The sequence below is a fragment of the Nocardia sp. NPDC049190 genome, from assembly GCF_040648115.1.
In the GTDB taxonomy this organism is placed as follows: domain Bacteria; phylum Actinomycetota; class Actinomycetes; order Mycobacteriales; family Mycobacteriaceae; genus Nocardia.
Map to the genome: position 1 here is coordinate 87,268 of NZ_JBEZDE010000026.1, position 18,097 is coordinate 105,364.

Annotated in this window: 11 protein-coding genes and 2 pseudogenes; 6 read left to right on the plus strand and 7 right to left on the minus strand. The window is 66.2% G+C overall.

From position 1 onward, the window contains the following. Positions 1-62: 62 nt before the first annotated feature. On the minus strand, positions 63-6,719 hold the full coding sequence (locus AB0B25_RS22120; RefSeq protein WP_357182529.1) for an SDR family NAD(P)-dependent oxidoreductase: 6,657 nt from the start codon (positions 6,717-6,719) through the stop codon (positions 63-65). A gap of 130 nt (positions 6,720-6,849) precedes the next feature. Here AB0B25_RS22120 and AB0B25_RS22125 point away from each other — a divergent pair, with 130 nt between their 5' ends. Genes AB0B25_RS22125 through AB0B25_RS22135 form a run of 3 tightly spaced genes read left to right on the plus strand, consistent with a single transcriptional unit; the run spans position 6,850 to position 10,337 of the window. Continuing rightward, a complete protein-coding gene (locus tag AB0B25_RS22125; RefSeq protein WP_357182532.1) occupies positions 6,850-7,950 on the plus strand; it encodes an AMP-binding protein in 1,101 nt (366 codons plus the stop codon). Then, positions 7,950-9,320 carry an aldehyde dehydrogenase family protein gene (locus AB0B25_RS22130; RefSeq protein WP_357182535.1) on the plus strand — a complete coding sequence of 457 codons (1,371 nt, stop codon included), beginning with the start codon at positions 7,950-7,952 and terminating at the stop codon, positions 9,318-9,320. Before AB0B25_RS22125 ends, AB0B25_RS22130 begins: the two co-directional genes overlap by 1 nt. A 60-nt stretch (positions 9,321-9,380) precedes the next feature. Next, a complete protein-coding gene (locus AB0B25_RS22135; protein ID WP_357182559.1) occupies positions 9,381-10,337 on the plus strand; it encodes an aldo/keto reductase in 957 nt (318 codons plus the stop codon). Positions 10,338-10,376: 39 nt separating this feature from the next. On the opposite strand, the gene AB0B25_RS22140 is transcribed toward AB0B25_RS22135, so the two are convergent. The 5 genes and pseudogenes from AB0B25_RS22140 to AB0B25_RS22160 all read right to left on the minus strand — a co-directional run bounded on the left by AB0B25_RS22140 (position 10,377) and on the right by AB0B25_RS22160 (position 14,958). Then, positions 10,377-11,579 carry a cytochrome P450 gene (locus tag AB0B25_RS22140; protein WP_357182538.1) on the minus strand — a complete coding sequence of 401 codons (1,203 nt, stop codon included), beginning with the start codon at positions 11,577-11,579 and terminating at the stop codon, positions 10,377-10,379. Between the two features lie 7 nt (positions 11,580-11,586). After that, entirely contained in the window at positions 11,587-12,864 is a 1,278-nt protein-coding gene (locus tag AB0B25_RS22145; RefSeq protein ID WP_357182541.1) for an SDR family oxidoreductase, read from the minus strand. A 253-nt stretch (positions 12,865-13,117) separates the two neighbouring features. Beyond that, positions 13,118-13,933: a hypothetical protein gene (locus AB0B25_RS22150; protein WP_357182562.1), complete on the minus strand. Its 816-nt coding sequence runs from the start codon at positions 13,931-13,933 to the stop codon at positions 13,118-13,120. 27 nt (positions 13,934-13,960) lie between these two features. Next, positions 13,961-14,413 (minus strand): annotated as a pseudogene (locus tag AB0B25_RS22155) (wax ester/triacylglycerol synthase domain-containing protein); the annotation flags it as partial. Positions 14,414-14,484: 71 nt separating this feature from the next. Beyond that, positions 14,485-14,958 (minus strand): Rrf2 family transcriptional regulator, encoded by a 474-nt coding sequence (locus AB0B25_RS22160; protein ID WP_357182544.1) that lies wholly within the window; start codon positions 14,956-14,958, stop codon positions 14,485-14,487. 78 nt (positions 14,959-15,036) lie between these two features. Between AB0B25_RS22160 and AB0B25_RS22165 the strand changes: the two genes are divergently transcribed. From AB0B25_RS22165 to AB0B25_RS22175, 3 genes are all read left to right on the plus strand, one after another. Beyond that, positions 15,037-15,501 (plus strand): carboxymuconolactone decarboxylase family protein, encoded by a 465-nt coding sequence (locus AB0B25_RS22165; RefSeq protein WP_357182546.1) that lies wholly within the window; start codon positions 15,037-15,039, stop codon positions 15,499-15,501. 68 nt (positions 15,502-15,569) lie between these two features. Beyond that, the gene (locus AB0B25_RS22170) at positions 15,570-15,782 is read left to right on the plus strand and encodes a hypothetical protein (RefSeq protein ID WP_357182549.1); all 213 of its coding nucleotides are present in this window, start codon (positions 15,570-15,572) and stop codon (positions 15,780-15,782) included. Between the two features lie 361 nt (positions 15,783-16,143). Further along, positions 16,144-16,812, plus strand: coding sequence for a hypothetical protein (locus AB0B25_RS22175; protein WP_357182552.1), 669 nt, complete (start codon positions 16,144-16,146; stop codon positions 16,810-16,812). Positions 16,813-16,992: 180 nt separating this feature from the next. Here AB0B25_RS22175 and AB0B25_RS22180 read toward each other — a convergent pair. After that, a pseudogene (locus AB0B25_RS22180) lies at positions 16,993-17,840 on the minus strand (TIGR03564 family F420-dependent LLM class oxidoreductase); the annotation flags it as partial. Positions 17,841-18,097 lie beyond the last annotated feature (257 nt).

The following is an 18,097-nucleotide window of genomic DNA, read 5'->3' on the forward strand; positions in this document are numbered from 1 at the left end:
TTCCTTTCGGCAATGATGGCAAAACCTGGAAATGTGTTCGTGTCGGCTGGTCAGCGGCCGCCCTACTGGGGGGAATCGGCAGCCGGGCGTCGTAGGAGTTCTTTGCTTACACGGCGTGCGAGGGCGGTGGGATCGGGATTATCGAAGAGCGCCTCGGTGCGCAGGTTCAGGCCGGTCAGTCGATTCACCCGGTTGCGCAACTCCACGGTGGTGAGTGAGTCGAATCCGAGGTCCTGGAAAGTCTCGCCTGCGGCGATCGAGTGGCTGTCGGAGTAGCCGAGGACGTCGGCTGCCTGCGTGAGAACCAGCTCGAGTACGAGACGGTCGCGCTCCGGTTCGGTGACTCCGACGAGCTTGTCGGTCCACGAACCCTTGTCGTGTCGGGCCGGTTCGGTGGTAGCACCGACCTTGCCTTCGCGCCTGGGAACGAGGTCGCGGAGTATCGGCGGTTGTTCGACTCCGGAAGCGCGCAGGGCCGACAAATCCCAGCGTGCCGCGATCGTCATCGCTCGTGTGCTGAAGCGGGCCGCGTCGAAGATCTCGACGCCATCGGCGGTCGACAGCGGGACCATTCCGCCACGGGCGACGCGCCGGTGGCCGCTTGGATCCAGACCGCGGCTGATCGGCGAGGGTGCAGCCCACAGGCCCCATGCGACGGTGCAGGCAGGCAACCCTGCGGCCCCGCGGTGGTAGGCCAGGGCATCCAGAAATGTGTTGGCCGCAGCGTAATTCGCTTGGCCGGCATTGCCGAAGACGCCTGCGGCCGAGGAGAACAGCACGAACTCGGCCAAATCCAGATCGCGGGTCAGTTCGTGCAGATGAACAGCGCCGTCCAGTTTCGGGCGCAGGACACGGTCCAGCCGGTCGGTGTCGACAGATTCGAGAGTGCCGTCAGCCACGATGCCAGCCGCGTGCACGACAGATCCCAGGAAGGGAATCGAGGTCAGCAGTGCGGCAACCTCTTCGCGCACCGAGACATCGCAGGCCACGATGCGAACATCGGCTCCCAGCGCGGCCAGTTCGGTCGTGAGTTCCGCGACCGACTCGGCGGTCGGCGCATGACGACCGGCCAACACCAAGCGCCGCGCACCGTGTCGGGTTACCAGGTGCCGTGCGATCTGGGCGCCGAGGGTGCCGGTGCCCCCGGTGATGAGAACAGCGCGTTCCGGATCCGGCTGAACCGGCACGGTGAGTACGACTTTGCCGGTATGTCGCGCATTGCTTACGTAGCGGAGTGCATCTCCGGCCCGCCGAATGTCCCAAGCGCGGACCGGCAGTGGGCCGATGGCCCCTTCATCGATCAGTGCCTGTAGTGCCCGGAACAGGTCGGCAACCCGGTCGAGTTCGAGATCGGCGAGGTCGAACGGCCGGTAGGTGACGCCAGGGTGCTCCCCGGTGACCGTGTCGGGGTCACGGAGGTCGGTCTTGCCCATTTCCAGGAATCGCCCGCCTCGTGGCAGCAGGCGCAGCGAGGCGTCGGTGAACTCCCTGGACAAGGCGTTGAGCACGACGTCGACTCCGCGTTCGTCCGTTGCCCGCCGGAAGAGTTCTTCGAAGTCGAGCGTGCGCGAGGACGCAATATGCCGATCGTCGAGGCCCTGGCGGCGTAGCGCCACCCACTTGCCTGGGCTCGCGGTAGCGAATACTTCGGCTCCGAGATGACGGGCCAACTGCACGGCCGCCATACCGACACCCCCGGCGGCCGAATGGATCAGGATCGACTCGCCCCGTGTGAGATGTCCCAGATCGACCAAGGCGTGATGTGCAGTGAGGAACGCAATGGGGAATCCGGCTGCCTGGGCGAACGACCAATCGGTCGGGATGTGGACCAGGCAGCGGTGATCGGCGTCGGCATGGGTCGCGAAGGCGTCGTCGAACACGCCCATCACCCGATCGCCGACAGCGAAGGCGGTGACGTCCGCACCCACCTCGGTCACCACTCCCGCAGCCTCCCGCCCCATACTCGACACGCCTGGGTAGATATCCAAAGCGACCAGCACATCGCGGAAGTTGACACCCGCCGCGCGTACGGCGATCCGTACTTGCCCCGGCGGCAACGGTGCGAGAGGGCGGGATACGAGAGTCATCCGGTCGAGATCGCCCGACTCCTCGAGGTGCAGGTGCCACGATGAGCTGTCGGTAGGCGGCTCGAGTTCCGTGGTTCCGGTGTTCGCGCGCGCCAGCCGCGGCACGTATACGGTGCCGGACCGCGAAGCCGACTGCGTCTGTCCAGAGGCGACCGCCGCGTTCAGAGCCGCCGGCAGACCCGCGCCCAGGTCTACGTCCAGCAACAGGATCCGATCGGGGTTCTCGGTCTGTGCGACACGGACCAGCCCCCAGATCGGCGCGCAGGCGAGGTCAGCGACGTGATCGCCCGCGGTGACCGCTACCGCTTCGCGGGTGACCACCGCCAGGCGCGAGTCGGCGAAGCGCTCATCAGCGAGCCACGCGCGAAGTAGATCCAGGACGCGAGCGGTCTCGGCGTGTCCCGCCTGGATCACGCTTGTACCGTCCCCGTCCGGGCTGGTGCAGGGAATCAGAACCACCTCCGGTGCCGGTGCGCCAGGTCCCACGGTGCGGGCGAAGGTGTTCCAGTCGGGCGCGGTCAGGACCGAGTACCCGCTCGATTCGAGAGCGCTGGTCACGCCGATCCGGTCGGTGCCCAGCACAGCGATACCGCGTTTCGCGGAACGCGGTGATGCGTCCGGTGCCGGGGCAGGAACCCAGTCGAGCCGGAACAGGGCCTCCGCCGTGGACCGCGCGGTCGACAGCCGGTGCTTCATACCGGCGCCGACCTCTGAAGCCTGGCCCGATGCGGCCTCGGACATCCGTACGGGCCGCAACATGAGCGAGGCAACGTCGATGACCGGCCGGCCGGTCTCGTCGGTCACGTTGAGCGACAACTTCATCGAATCGTTCGCATCGGGACCTTCGACCCGGATCCGGGCCCGAAGCGTGCCGGGACGCAGGGCGCCCAGAGTGACGCCACTCCACACGAACGGCAGCCACAATCCGGTCGGTACCGCGGATAGGGTGGCGTGCAGGAATGTGTCGAGGGTGGCGTGCAGGAGGGTGTCGAGGAGAGCAGGGTGGATGCCGAACCCGTCGACGGATACCCCTTCGGGCAGACTTGCTTCGACGTAGATGTCGGCATTCGAACGCCACGCGGCTCGCAGGCCACGGAATGCGGGACCGTAGACCATTCCCCGCGCGGCGAGTTGCTGATACAGGTCGTCCAAGGGGAGCGGGACCGCGTCGGGCGGAAGCCACTGCACCTCGCCGGCAGGTGGCTCGTGGTCGGAGCGCAGGACTCCGGTCGCATGCCGAATCCATGGCTGGGGCTCGGCGGCATCGACTGCTGTTTCCGGCCGCGCGTAGATGGTCAACGGTCGGTCACCGTCGCCCCCCGGCGCCCCCACCGAGATCTGGAGCCGAATATCGGTGTCGTCGGGCAGCAGCAGCGGTTCCTGCAGAATCAGCTCGTCGAGCCGATTGCAGCCGAGGCGGCCGCCGGCATGCAACGCCAACTCCATCAGAGCTGTTCCCGGGAGAACCGGATTGCCTCGGATGGTGTGGTCGTCGAGCCACGAGTCGTTGCGGCGGGAAAGCCGGCCGGCCAAGATATGCCCGGCGGTGCCGGCAAGCTCGACGGGTGTGGAAAGCCACGGGTGGTCGTCACTGCCCATCCGTGGGATAGCCCGGCCTGCGGGCCAGTAGCGTTGCCGTTGGAAAGCGTAAGTCGGCAGGTCGACCTTTCTCGGTCGCAGTGCGGCGAAGAGGGTTTCCTGGTGTAGGGGCACTCCGTGCACGTGGGCTCTGGCCAGAGCTGTTGCCGCGGTGCGGGCCTCGGGCCGACCAGGACACAGGACCGGGCCGAGTTGCTGGGCCTCGGGCAGGCAATCGAGGGCCAGTGCGGTGAGCACTCCGTCCGGGCCGACCTCCAGGTACCCGGTGACGCCGTCGGTGTCCATCCGGAGCAGCGCGTCGTAGCAGCGAACTGTGTCCCGAGCCTGCCGGACCCAGTACTCCGGCGAGCATGCCTGCGCTGCCGTGAGGGGAGCGCCGGTGACACCTGAGATGATCGGGATCTGCGGTGCGGCGAATGTGACACTCTCGGCCACCCGTCGAAACCGTTCGAGCATGCCGTCCATGTGCGGTGAGTGGAAGGCGCGGCCGACCCGCAGTAGCCGGGTCCGGCGCCCCGACGACTCCCAGTAGGCGGCCTGGTCGGCTATGGAAGTGGCATCGCCCGACAGCACGACGGACTCCGACCCGTTGACCGCCCCGATGGCCAGGTCGAGATGGTGCACCGCCAGTGCCTCGGCGGCTTCGCGTTCGCCGACCCCAACCGCCAGCATCGCTCCGCCGGAAGGCATCTCCTGCATCAGCCGGCCCCGCGCGGCGACCAGCGTGCACGCGTCCGTCAACGACAACACGCCCGCGACATGTGCGGCGACGAGTTCGCCGACCGAGTGGCCGAACAGCATGTCCGGCCGAACTCCAGCCACCTCGAGCAGGCGTACGAGTGCCAGTTCACATGCGAACAGCGCCGGTTGGGCGAACTCGGTCCGATCGAGGAGCTCGGCGTCCGCGGACCCCGATTCGGCGAACAGGACTTCCAGCAGCGGCCGGTCCAGCAGCGGGTCCAGATGGGCGCAGGCCGTGTCCAGCGCATCCGCGAAAACGGGGGAGTGGTCGTACAGTTCGCGTCCCATGCCCACACGCTGTGCCCCTTGGCCGGTGAACATGAACGCGATCTTGGGGTCCGGTGTCGCCGTTCCCTGAACTACGCCCGACTGCTCGCGACCCGCCGCAATCGCGTCGAGACCACCGAGGTAATCGTCCCGGTCGTCCGCGAGCACAACGGCGCGGTGTGTGAACGCCGTGCGGGTGGTGGCCAGTGCATAAGCGATATCGACCACCCGGAGATCCGGGTGGGAGCGCAGGTGGTCAGCGAGCCGGGCTGCCTGTGCGCGCAATGCGGGACCGCTGCGGCCGGATACCACCCACGGCACGGTGCCGGGCTCGGGTGCCGGACTCGGTCCGGAGCAGAGCGGGCCATCGGGCGTGGAATCCTCTTCCAGGATCACGTGTGCATTCGTCCCACTGATTCCGAACGAGGACACCCCGGCGCGGCGAGGGCGTTCGACGCATGGCCACGGCCGCGACTCGGTCAGCAGCGACACCCCGCCGGCGGGCCAGTCCAACTCCGCCGGTCGGTCGACGTGCAGCGTTCTCGGCAGCACGCCGTGGCGCATCGCCTGCACAACCTTGATGACACCGGCGATCCCGGCCGCGGCCAGAGTGTGGGTGAGGTTCGATTTCACCGAGCCCAGCCACAACGGCCGGTCGGGCGGGCGCGCGCGACCGTAGGTCGCCATCAGCGCCCGAGCTTCGATCGGGTCGCCCAGTTGGGTACCGGTGCCGTGGGCCTCGACCATGTCGACATCGTGCGGCCCCAGGCCGGCGTCAGCCAGTGCCCGCTGAATCACCCGGCGCTGTGCGGGGCCGTGCGGTGCGGTCAGACCATTGCTGCGGCCGTCCTGGTTGATCGCCGATCCGCGGATGACCGCAAGCACCCGATGGCCGTTCCTGTGGGCATCGGCCAGTCGTTCTACCAGCAGTACCGCTACCCCTTCGCCCCAAGCGGTTCCGTCGGCCGCCGCGGCGAACGCCTTGCACCTGGCGTCGGGCGCCAGGGCACGTTGTTTGCTGAACTGCACGAAGGGCGTCGGAGTGCAGATCACCGACACGCCGCCGGCCACGGCCAACGAACAGTCACCCGCGCGCAGCGCCTGACCCGCCAAGTGCAGTGCCACCAGGGAGGACGAGCAGGCGGTGTCCACTGTCAACGCGGGGCCCTCGAATCCGAGGGCATACGCCACGCGTCCCGAGGTGACCGCGAACGAGTCGGCGGCGCCCAGGTACGCGCCGTCCTGGCCGGGCTCCTGCGGCAGGCTCTCGTACCCGTGGGTGGTCATACCGAGGTACACGCCGGTCTGTGTCGCACGCAGGCTGGTCGGGTCGATCCGGGCGTGTTCGATCGCTTCCCACGTCGTTTCCAGCACCAGTCGCTGCTGTGGGTCCATCGCCAGTGCCTCGCGGGGCGAGATGCCGAAGAACGCCGCGTCGAAGCGGTCGGCATCGTCGAGGAACCCGCCGTGGCGCACGTAGCAGGTGCCCGGGCGATCCGGGTCCGGATCGAAGAGGCTGCCCAGGTCCCAGCCCCGGTTGCCAGGGAACGGGGACAGGGCCGAGCGTTCCTCGACGACCAGCCGCCACAGATCGTCGGCGGACGCCACTGCGCCGGGCAGCCGGCAACTCATCCCGACGATGGCGAGTGGCTCGTCGGACGGGACGCGATCCGGTGCGGCCACGGTCGGTCGCGTCGGGGCGTGCGCGGTGACGGTCAGGACACTCCCGAGATATTCGGCGAGCGCCCGCGGGGTCGGGTACTCGAAGACGACACTTGCTTCGATGGGCACGTCGAGCGCGTCGGACAGAAGGTTGGCCAGCTGTACGCCGGCGATCGATCCGAGACCCGAGTCCCAGAACGCCCGGTCGGTCGCGATGGCCTCGGCCGCAAGGTTTCCGTGTGCTCGGGCAGCTGCCTCGCGAACGAGTTCGACGAGGCGCCGGTCGTCGGCGGCGACACCGAACCCACCGTTTCCCCGATGCCCACGATCTGGAGCTACGATTGACTCATCGCTAGAGTTCACAGCACACTTCCTTTGTGGGCCTTGACATTACAGGCGGGTCGTCATTCGCGAGAAAGTGTTCGCATTGCGCTTCGAGGCATGATCGTATCGTGCATCGAGACGAAACCACTTGGGATCGAAAGGAATCCGCATGCGAGGCTTCCCGTACCCGGTTCTGGAACCCGCCATCGGCGAAACACCCGACACCGAGGATTTCCTGGCTGCGGCCATGCGCTGGCATTTCTCCCCGGACACCGGGTCGAACTTCTGGCTCGCCCGCGCCGCGGCGCTCGATTTCGATCCGGTACACGATGTCCGGACCTTTGCCGATCTCCGGCGGTTTCCCAACGTTGTCGACGAACTACGCACGGTGCCGGTCCAGGACCTGATTCCACGGGGGTACGGCCGCAACGCGACGGTATTCGGTGTCTATGAAAGTGGCGGCACGACAGGCAGCCCCAAACGCCTGGTGTTCCTGGCCGACTGGATGGACCGCGTCATCGACTGGGCGATGCGGGACATGGACGCCCGCAACCATCCGTACGGTGTCAACTGGCTGACCCTGGTCCCGAGCGGGCCGCAACTGTTCGGCGACTGGACCGCCGAACTGGTCCGGCGCCGGGGAGGCGTCCGTTTCTGTATCAATATGGATCCTCGCTGGGTGAAGAAGATGATCGGTGCGGGTGAGTCCGCCGTCACCGACCGCTACGTCGACCACCTCATAGCGCAGAGCGCGCACGTCCTGCACAGCCAGGACATCGGAGTTCTGGTGTGCACTCCTCCCTTGCTGGAGCGGCTGTGCCGGGACGACGAACTGGTCGAGCTGATCAACGCCAAGGTCCAGTTGATCGTGTGGGGGGGAGCGCGAATGGATCCGGATACCCGCCGGTTCCTGCGCGCCGACGTCTTCCCCGACATCGAACTGTATGGCTACTACGGCAACGTCACGATGCTGGGCACGACGATCGAGCGCCCCGGTCCGGCCGACGATAGTCGGTGCGTCTACGACACCTTCTCTCCGCACATCACCCTCGAGGTCGTCGATCCGCAGACCCGGCTGCCCGTCGCGTACGGCGAGCGCGGGCAGGTGATCGTGCACCACGTCAGCCGAGCGATGTTGCTGCCCAACAACTTCGAGCGCGATCTCGCTGTCCGGGTCGAGCCGCCGCCGGGGCGGCTCGGTGACTCGGTCGCTGACATCACATCGATGACTGCCTTCGCCGGGACGACGGTCATCGAAGGCGTGTACTGATGCCGGACGTCGCGCAGCTCGACGTGCTCGGCCCGCGCGGTGCGTTCCGTGCCGTAACCCGCCAACGCGTCGACGATGTCACCGGGAGTTCGGTTGCCGAGCTGAGCCTGGCGCCGCAGGTGTTCGTGAGTCGCGCGCTGTCCGCTCTGCGACAAGCGTCGGTGCCGCCGACTCAGGAGCGCATCGCCATGCTGGCGCGGGCAGGTCACCTGTTCGCGACGAGCACGCTGTGTGGGCTGTCGCCTGCCGACTATCAGTGGCTGACCTGCCGGGTCAGTGGTGTGCCGATCGCCGCGGTGCGCCGCGCGACGCACTGGATACAGACCTGCGCGGAACATGTCGAACGTGCGGTGCGGGATGCCTGTCCGCGCGCGGCGTCGGACCACGGCGCTCGCACCGGTTCCGAACTCGGAGTTCGCCACGTCACCTGGGTTCGGCGCGGTGATGTACTCGCCGTCAGCGCGGCGGGTAATCACCCCGCCGTGCAATCGCAGTGGCTGGAGGCGGTGGCGCTCGGATATCGCGTCGCGGTGCGGCCCTCCCCGCAGGAACCGTTCACCCCGCACCGTCTGGTTGCCGCGCTGCGCACGGCCGGCTTCGGGGCGGATCAGGTGAGTTTGGTGCCGACGGACTCCGAGGGCGTCGATGCACTGATCCACGGCGCGGACTTGGCGGTGGTGTACGGAGCGGATCTGGCCGGTCGGTACGCGACCGACCGTAGCGTGGCCACGCACGGCGCCGGGAGATCGAAGGTCCTGCTCGCCGGTGACGACTGGCGTGACCATCTGGACATGGTCGTGCACTCGGTGGCCCACGACGGTGGCACCACCTGTGTGAATGCGACAACCGTGTTGGTCGACGGTGATCCGGGACCGCTCGCCGAGGCCCTGGCCGCGCGGCTGGCCGAGTTGCCGAGCTTGCCCCCGCAGGACGACCGGGCAGCGCTTCCCGTGCGTTCACTGGCGAGTGCACGGGTCATCGAGCAGTACCTGCTGCGTCACGTTCAGGACGCTCGGATGTGGCTGGGAAGCGACGGAGTCGTGGATGAGCTGGGCGACGGCAGTGCTGTACTGCGGCCGGCAGTGGTGCAAGTGGACCGGCCAAGGGCTGCGGAAATCGGTGTCGAGCTGCCCTTCCCCTGCGTGTGGGTCGCCCCGTGGTCGCGGACCGACGGGCCGGGACCGCTGCGGGACGCGCTCGTGCTGACCGCGGTGACCGATGACGAGGAACTGATCGACCGGCTGGTCGCCGAGCCGTCGATCGGCAACGTCCATATCGGCAGCCACCCGACATGCGCTATGGAGGCGGGCGTTCCACCGGATGGATATCTGGCGGATTTCCTGATGCGCGGCAAAGTGGTCTGGCGATGATGACATGACGGAACGCAGAGGAGGTCTTCGGTGCAGAAACGCAGAGTCGGCGGTCTGACTGTGGGAGCGCAAGGTCTCGGGTGTGCCGGAATGAGCGAATTCTACGGTCCGACAGACGATGTCGAGTCCACCGCCGCCATCCATCGGGCTCTGGACCTGGGTGTCACACTCTTCGACACAGCCGATATCTACGGCCGGGGTGGGAACGAGAAGCTGATCGGGCACGCACTCGCGAACCGTCGTGACGAGGCGGTGATCGCCACCAAGTTCGGCTTGGTCCGCGCCACGGATGGATATAGCAGAGCCGTGCGTGGCGATGCCCGTTATGTGCGGCGCGCGTGCGAGGAGTCACTGCGACGTCTCGGCGTGGACCATATCGACCTGTACTACCAGCATCGCGTCGATCCGGCGGTTCCGATCGAGGAAACCGTCGCGGCGATGGCCGAACTGGTCGCCGCGGGCAAGGTCCGGGAGCTGGGGCTCTCCGAAGCGGGTGCCGCGACGATCCGGCGAGCGCACGCAGTGCATCCACTCGCGGCTGTCCAATGCGAATGGTCGCTGTGGACCCGCGACCTGGAAGAGGACGGTGTCTTGGGAACGTGCCGGGAACTCGGCGTGACTCTGGTGGCGGCCTCTCCTCTCGGTCGGGGGTTCTTTACCGGACGTTTCACTGCGGCAGCGGATTTCGAGCCACTGGACTTCCGCAGGGTCACGCAACCGCGGTTTGCCGATGGGAACTTGGAACGCAACCTGCCGATCGTTGCCCGGTTGCAAAGGCTCGCTGATCGCCACGGTGTGACCGCAGCACAGCTGGCGCTGGCATGGGTACATCACCGTGGTATGGATGTAGTCGCGATTCCCGGTACCAAGCGTCGAAAGTATCTGGAGGAGAATGTGTTCGCGGCGGATCTTGCCCTGTCGGAATCCGAACTGGGCGACCTCTCGGCCGCGGTTGCGGCGACTGCCGTCGCCGGAGAACGCTGTGACCCCACGATGGCCCGACAGTTGGGCCTGTGACGGTCGCCGACCGGCGGCCCCCGGCCGGGCAGCCGCGGATCAAACGAAGGTCACCGGCAGTGATTCGAGCGAGCGAACAGACAGGTTCATCCGCCATCGAATCGGCTCATCGGCGAGCCGGACCGTGGGCGCGACGCGGCACAACTCGTCGAGCACGATCTCGGCTTCGGCCTGGGCCAGCGTCGAACCGGGGCAGGTGTGTACCGAATAGCCGAACGCGAGGTGTCGGTCGCTGCCGCGCCCGATGTCGAACCGATCCGGGTGCGGGAAGACCGCAGGGTCGCGATTGGCTGCGCCCGCGTGGAAGTAGACGAGGTTACCCTGTTCGATTCGTGTGCCGCGCAGGGTGATCGGGCCGGTCGTCAGGCGCGAGATTCGTTGTACGGGGCTTTCGTAGCGGAGCGCTTCCTTGACGGCGCCGCGGATCAGCCCGCGATCCTGAAGCACCGCGGCGTGCTGTTCCGGGTGTTGGAGCAGCAGCAGGATCCCGTTGCCGATCAGATTGCTCGTGGTCTCGAATCCAGCGAAAACCATCATCAGGCAGATCGCGACGATATCGTCATCGCTCAGCGCCGGATCGCCCGCGAGGGTGCTCAGCAGATCGTGCCGCGGTGTCTCGCGCCGGGCGCGCACAATCGGACGTAGCAGGTCGCTCGTCAGTAGGACGGCTTCCATCGCGGCCGCCGCGCGGGGCAGATAGGCCGGTGGATCCGCACCGAAGAAGTCGACGATGTCCACAGCGCAGCGCTTCAGCAAGTTTATGGCGTCGTCGGGAACGCCGAGGATCCGCGATGTCACCGACAATGGCAGCGGCAAGGCCAGTTCCGCGATGATGTCCATGCCGCCGCGTTCGACTCCCTCGCACAGCATCGACCGGGCTGTATCACGGATCAGTTCGCGGAAGCCCGCCACAGTCGCCGGTGTCATCGCTCGCGCAATCGGCGTCCGCAATCGAGCATGCTCACCGTGATCGAGCATCAATGGCCATCGACTCAATATCTCATACAGCGGAACGAACCGGTTGCGTTCGCTTTTGGGAAATTGGGCCAAGCGCGGGCTGATCCGGTCTGCGGAGACCGCCGGGGCGGCAAGCCCGCAGCGGAGGTCGGTATAGCTGGTGACGATCCAGGCTTGCAGCTGTTCGCTGAAGGTTACCGGCCGATCGTTCCGCAGCCGGCCCAGCACAGGATAGGGATCGTTTCTCGCTTCAGCGGTGAGCAAGTCGTAGGCGGCGTTTGCCATATTCAGCTCAAATCTCTGAGGCCGGAACCCGCGGAGCTACCAGAGCGGTATCGATACCCGCTGAGAGGTAGTCGAGGTCGATGCGGACCGGTGACGCGGGTGGGCCGAGTAGTGACATTGTCCGGGTGTCGTCGTACCTGCGGTGATGCTTCAGCATTGCCGCGGTGGGCGACCTGTCGAGGAATGCTTCCAGTGCGGTCCGTTCGGCAGGTACGTCGGATTCCATCGTCATCCGCAACGGAGCCAGGGTTTCCATGAGGTCCATCAACACTCGCACCGAGACGTCGTGTCCGTGCACGACGTGGTACGTCGCCACCTGACGGCGGTGCTTCGCTTCGGTCAGCCGGGCCAAGGTCTGCGCGGCGAGTTCCACCGGGAGGAAGTTCAGGTGCCCTTGCGGATGCGCGACCACGCGCGCCACAGTCCGCGATGTCCCGCACAGGCGGGTGACAGCATCCCGGATGATCTGTCCGAGGGACAACAACGTATGCGGTGGCAGATCCACATGCGGCGGGCGGTCGGTCACCAAGACACTGGGACGCGCCACGACCACAGCCCGGTCGTGCCGGCGAGACCAGTCCCGTACCAGGGTTTCCGCCTCGAATTTGGTCTCCTCGTAGGCGTTCTCGAACCCTGCCGAACCGTCCAGTTCCGACTCGTACACCACCCCCTCTCGACGGGCTCCCGCTACGAAAGCGGTACTGACATGACACAGCAGCGGCCTGCGGTGCCCGGCCGATACCAACTCGAGGATGTGGCGAGTTCCGTCCACGTTGATCGGCCGCAGCGACTCCAGGTCGTCGTGCAGTTCGGTGCTGGCGGCGCTGTGCCAGACGACGTCCACTTCGTCGGCCAGCCGCTGGAAGGCCGCGTGGGACAGCCCGAGCATCGGCAACGACACGTCCGATTCGACAATGCGGATTCGCCGGGGCAGTGCATCCAATAGCTGAGGCGGCTCGCCCACGAGTTCGAGAAACCTCGCGATACGATCCAACGCCCCAGGATCGCGGACCAGAGCGACGAGATCATGATTGCGAACGAGTAACTCACGAACGAGGTGAAGACCGAGAAAACCGGTCGAACCAGTAACTGCAACAGAAGACATATCGACCTTTGCTGACCGCCGGGCGAGACCCAGACTACCGGTTCGCCATTGCCGCCTCGGCCGGATCGGTGCGAAAACTATTGCCCGATAACGGTTTGAGGAGATCGAGGCCTGGACTGAACCGCAGTTGGGTGCTGGAGCCAAGGGGCACCCAACGGGCACCAACGACGACGAACTCATTCGTGCGGTTGCGACCCGCTGGTCGCTCGAGGGCTGCTTTCACACCGCCGATCTCCGGCAGATCTCCGATGCTGTCAGCTTCGCGATCACGCAGGCAACGCCGAGATCGAAGTGATGGACGCATTCTGGAGCGGCGCCGAAGCAGCAGCGTTCGCAACCGGCACAAACCGCACCGGGCCGGTGAGCCGGAGTAGTCGGCGGGGCGGCCGGTTCGCGCGCGCTGGAGACCAGATGGCCGCCGGCCATCGCGTAGTCAGCTTCCGAGCAGCGCGCTCATGCTCCAGGTTCGGATTGTTTCCCGCCACGTGTGGTGAATTCCGTCGAGGCCGGGAAATCCGATGTCCGCCCTGAAACATACCGTGGCATAGCCCTCATAGGTGAACGAGAAAACCGCGAGCGGAGTCCCTGCAGGTGCGCACATCACCGGGTATACGGCGGTGAAGGGGCTGCCCCTGAAGGCCAGGCGATGACGAAGAGTGATTTGTGACACGCCTACCGGGCCACGTCGACGACCTGCGATCGTGTTCACGGTGGCACGCGCAAGCCACATCGGCACGTAGTCGACGCCAGCGCGTAGCGCTGCTCGGACATACGGAGATTTCAATGGCATGGTCGCGCGGATCGTGCCGGCTATCCGTTGCGCCGGATCGAGAGACGTCGCGGGCAGTCTGATGTGGGTAAGCGCGGTTCGATTGCCCGGCAGATCCACCTCCTCCGGCCGGCGGATATTGGCCGGCACCGCGAAAGCCAGGTCGGGTGGATCGGGAAGATCGCTCATAATACCCAGCCAATGCGCCAGGCTGTGGGCCATGGCCGCGATGTAAACATCGTTGCGGGTTCCGCCGAAAGTCGCGGCGATCGATCCGAGCGCGTCGATGGGTACACGGCTCCAGTGGAGTGTGCGGTGCGGCGTTGTCCGGCAGTGCTGCACATTCCACTTTCTCGCCTGCCGAACGTTGCGGACGGACATCAGGAAACAACGCCCATAGTCCACCGCCGTCGGGCGACGCCGGGTGGAGCCGTGATACACCGCCGAGGATGCCTCGGCGGGGATTTCCGGGCCGAACAACGACTCCATTGTGTACAGGATGCCTCCGGCGTCCTGCAGGTAGTGGTGAGCCAGATACAGCAGGGCATACTGCCGTGGGGCATAGCCATGGAGCAGCCACAGTCGCCAATGCGGGGCGTCGTCGGGCAATTCGGTCCTGGTGAGTTCAGCGACGACACTTTCCAAGTTTTCCTGCTCACCGGTCGCCGCACGCTCTGCCACGTGTACTTCGAGATCCGGGTAACAGGAGACTGCCCACCGGGTGGCCCCCAGGGGCAGATACGAAGTCAGGGCAGGAAGTAGGGGTAATCGGGCGGCAATGTGGTCCCGAAGCTCGCTCAAGACTGGAGGTCGACCCTCCGCGTGGAGGACCGCACCGACAAGCATTTGTGTATCGGGGGAGCGGGGCGAAAGCGCCCGGAACGCCCGGTCCACTGCTGCGGCGGATGCCCCCCGGGCACTGCGAATAGCGACCATCGTTATCCCGCCCGCCCCGTTCATCAGCCCGAGTCACCTTCGTAAAAGCATACGACCGGATCACGGTACGGTCATTCCGATGATGAATGTCTGGGCTATGGCTGTCCCGATAGTCGCAGCCGGGTACGCACCGGGATCGAATCGGGCAGAGCGGCGATAATGTCGGCGAGGGTGGTCGCGGCCAGGCTGCGCCGCCAGGCTTCATGCGCTTCGGCCATCTTCACCGCGAGAATGCAAGGGGTCCGGCACATCTCGGCGGGCACCGCACCACCGCCCTGTTGACGGATCTCACGGCACTCGTATGGAGATGACGCGCCGTCCACCGCTTCGACGATCTGCAGCAGAGTGATCTCGGCGGCGGGCCGGGCCAGCCGGAATCCGCCGCGTGGACCCGTCGTCGCAACCAGCACACCGGCCCGCACCAGCGCCTGCAGTTGCTTGGCGAGGTAGGCCGCCGGTAGGTCGAAATACTGTGCGAGCTGCGCCGCCGACGCGGTGCCTCCTGGTTCCAACTGGGCCAGCGAGCTCGCGCAGTGCAGTAGCCATTCGGTGCTTACGGGCAGCTTCATGACCACATCCTATCTCGGATATTGCAGATTCATTTAGTCCGAGATAGGTTGGACAGGTATCCAACGACAGGAGAAGTCATGCAGGAGCGTGTGAACATCGGCACGCAGGATCCGGCCAGCTACCAGGCATTGCTGGCGTTGTCGGAGGCCGCCCAGCAGAGCGCGGCAGCAGCGGGACTCGACCCACTCCTGGTCGAGTTGGTGAAGATCCGCACCTCCCAGATCAATGGATGTGCGTTCTGCCTACGTATGCATACCCGCGACGCCCTGCAGAAGGGTGAGAGCCCCGATCGGCTCGCGGTCCTGCCGGCGTGGGCCGAAACCGGCTATTTCACTGCGCCCGAGCGAGCCGCCCTGCAATTGGCCGAGGCGATCACCCTCGTCTCGAACGACCACGTCAGCGATGACCACTACGCCACCGCGGCAACCGAACTCACCCAGCACCAGATCTCGGCGGTCGCCTGGTTGACCATCGTGATGAACGCCTTCAATCGAGTAGCCATCACCAGCCGCTACGCCGTCACCGCTCGAGCCGCAATGTGATTCCGCAACCCCGATCACCGAAACGTGATGCCCCTCCAAGTCGCTGAGCACGGTTGTCAAGCGGCATCGTGACGCCGAAATTCGCCGATCCGACATCCAGCCTCTTCACGCTGCCGTCGAGATTCACCGAAATGTCGTCGGAGATCACTGTTCCAGCCGAACACGCGCCGAGCATAGCGGTACTCGCTGTCGCGCAACGCCTCACCACGGAGGGGATTCCGTACCCGTCGGTCTACGACCGCAATCGCAACAAGCACCGCTCGGTAGTCGCCTGGTCGTAGAGCGCGGTCCGCTCAATCCGGACGAAACCCGCTACACCGATTACGAGGTGTGGCACAAGCAGCGCAAGCAGGAAACCCTCATCGACGGCGTCGCCCTTGGACATCACACCCGGCTCACCTGGAATCCGAAACCGCGTGGGCCTACTCCCACCGACCCGCCCACGAAGCAGTGGTCAGCACAACCGATTTCGAACAAGTCCGGCTACGACGGGCCTACCGCAGTCCGAAATAGACCGGCCGGGTTATGGTTTGACGACAGCACCCCTGCACGTTCAAGGGAACTTTCGTGGTAGCGCGCCCGACTGGTGATCGTGGCAGCCGATTCGCGTTGCCGACATCTCGATTGGGAGTGACGACCACAATGATTTTCCGTAAGAGCGCCGCGGTCGCGGCAATGGTCATTTCTGCTTTGGGCATCACGGCGGGATATGCCGGAGCCGATCCGGCTCAGGAAAGCCCAGATATCCATTTCCAGGCCAATGCGATCGACCGCTCGGTTGTGGTCACCATGGACGCCGGATCCCTAGCCGTCGATGACAACCACCTGCGGTTCATCGACCGGCACGACGCGGTGGTCGCGTCACTGCCACTGACCTACATCCGCGGCGGTAACGCGATGCCGATCGTCGCCCAGCTCGACGGTGACACCGTCACACTCACCCCGAGCACCGACCCGGCTGCCGCGCAGCCGGTCAGCCCGGCCACAGCGCAAGAGATCGACGCGCTGTCGCACCCGAACCTCAACGCGGCGCTGGGGAACTTCAGCATGTCGATGATGGCGGCCGTCACCGTCGGCAGTCTGCTCGGCAGCGCCATCGGTGCGGGCATCGGCTGTGTGGCCGGTGGCGTCGTCGGTGGCGCCGCCGGTGGCGTGGTGACCATCGGGCTTCTCGCCATCCCCGCCGCGATCGGTGGCTGCCTGATCACCGGTGCCGCGCTGGCCGCTATGGGCGCCGTCGTCGGAACCATCCTCCTCGGGATCCCGGCACTGATCGCCGCCGGCGCCCAGTTCTGGAACGACACTCACTGACCCTCGGAGGGCGATTATGGGCTGTCGTGGCCGAGGACAGACGAATCGTCCACGACAGCCCGCATCCAGCAGTGATCATGGCCGGAGGACTGGCCGACGTCGCCCATGGCCGTGGTGGCTGCCAGCTCTGCTGGCATCGACGGCCTCGGAATAACATATACAGCGCGCCAGCCGCTGTGTGGCGAGCTCACCGAGCAGGTTCCAGGTCCGGCGCTGATCGGATTCACCCGCCAGGTCGGTCGTGGTGAGCACGACCTCAGTGGCCCCCGCATCGTAGTAGCGCTCGATTCGGCCGCGACGGTCTCTTCATCGCCGATGATTGCAAGGTCCGCGGCCCGCGCCGCCCCCTCGAGTTCGATGACGCGGCGATAGGACGGCACCTGTTCGTAGAACGCCAGCTGTTCGACCGCCTTGGCGCGGGTGGCCTCGATATCCGAGGTGACCACGCCTGGTTCGAAGGCGATGATGCGCGCAGCGGTCGCGGCAGCCCGGGTGATCACCGGGACGACGTGATCGCGCAGGGTCTTCGGGCCGGCCAGATACGGTAGCGTGCCGTCGGCCAGGTCGCCGGCCACCCGCAGGGCCTGCGGGCCGATGGCGGCGACCAGGACCGGAACCTGCGGTTGCGCCCCGGCCACCGCAGTTGGCAACGGTGGCGTGGGGGTGAGCAGGTCCCCGTGAACATCGGCGGTCCCGGTCGCCAGCAGTTCCCGCAGCCCGGTGAGAAATTCGCGCAGACGGGTGATCGACCGGTCGAAGGGCACGCCGAAAGCGCTTGCAGCAAGGGTGGATCCGACAGCGATGCCGAGGTGGCACCGACCGTGCGTCGCCGCCTGCGCGGTCTGCGCCGGCGACGAAACCAAGAGCGGGTGACGTCCTATCACCGGGATCGCCGGAGTGCCGACCTGCAGCTCGGGCACCTCCCGTCCGACGATGGCGGCCGGCGTCGGTGAGTCGTAGTCCATGCGCTGCCCGAACCACACCGATCGCAGGCCGGCTTCCGCGACGAGTCGGGCTTGCCGCACGATCTCGTCGACCTATTTGGTGGGATTCTGTGCGGCGAGGGCTACTCCGAGTGTCATGCTTTCGGACAACGCCGCGGAGCGGCCCTCCGCTTCCCTCGGTACCCGGTTTGAAATCACGATGATCGACACTCGCGGATCGGAGTTCACGGCTGCGCACAGTCCTGCCTAGTGCCGCGCCCGGGAGCCTTTGCCCTGTTGTCACCGACACGCCGACAGGTTGCGGTGTGTCGGTCAGGGCATCGGTCAGTCTGGTCGGGTGG

Bases quoted from the DNA above. Each gene is read 5' to 3' on its own strand.
- AB0B25_RS22165 (WP_357182546.1), top strand. From the start codon at position 15,037: ATGCAGGAGCGTGTGAACATCGGCACGCAGGATCCGGCCAGCTACCAG.
- AB0B25_RS22130 (WP_357182535.1), top strand. From the start codon at position 7,950: ATGCCGGACGTCGCGCAGCTCGACGTGCTCGGCCCGCGCGGTGCGTTC.
- AB0B25_RS22145 (WP_357182541.1), bottom strand. From the start codon at position 12,864: ATGAGTTCGTCGTCGTTGGTGCCCGTTGGGTGCCCCTTGGCTCCAGCA.
- AB0B25_RS22140 (WP_357182538.1), bottom strand. From the start codon at position 11,579: ATGGCAAACGCCGCCTACGACTTGCTCACCGCTGAAGCGAGAAACGAT.
- AB0B25_RS22160 (WP_357182544.1), bottom strand. From the start codon at position 14,958: ATGAAGCTGCCCGTAAGCACCGAATGGCTACTGCACTGCGCGAGCTCG.
- AB0B25_RS22125 (WP_357182532.1), top strand. From the start codon at position 6,850: ATGCGAGGCTTCCCGTACCCGGTTCTGGAACCCGCCATCGGCGAAACA.
- AB0B25_RS22175 (WP_357182552.1), top strand. From the start codon at position 16,144: ATGATTTTCCGTAAGAGCGCCGCGGTCGCGGCAATGGTCATTTCTGCT.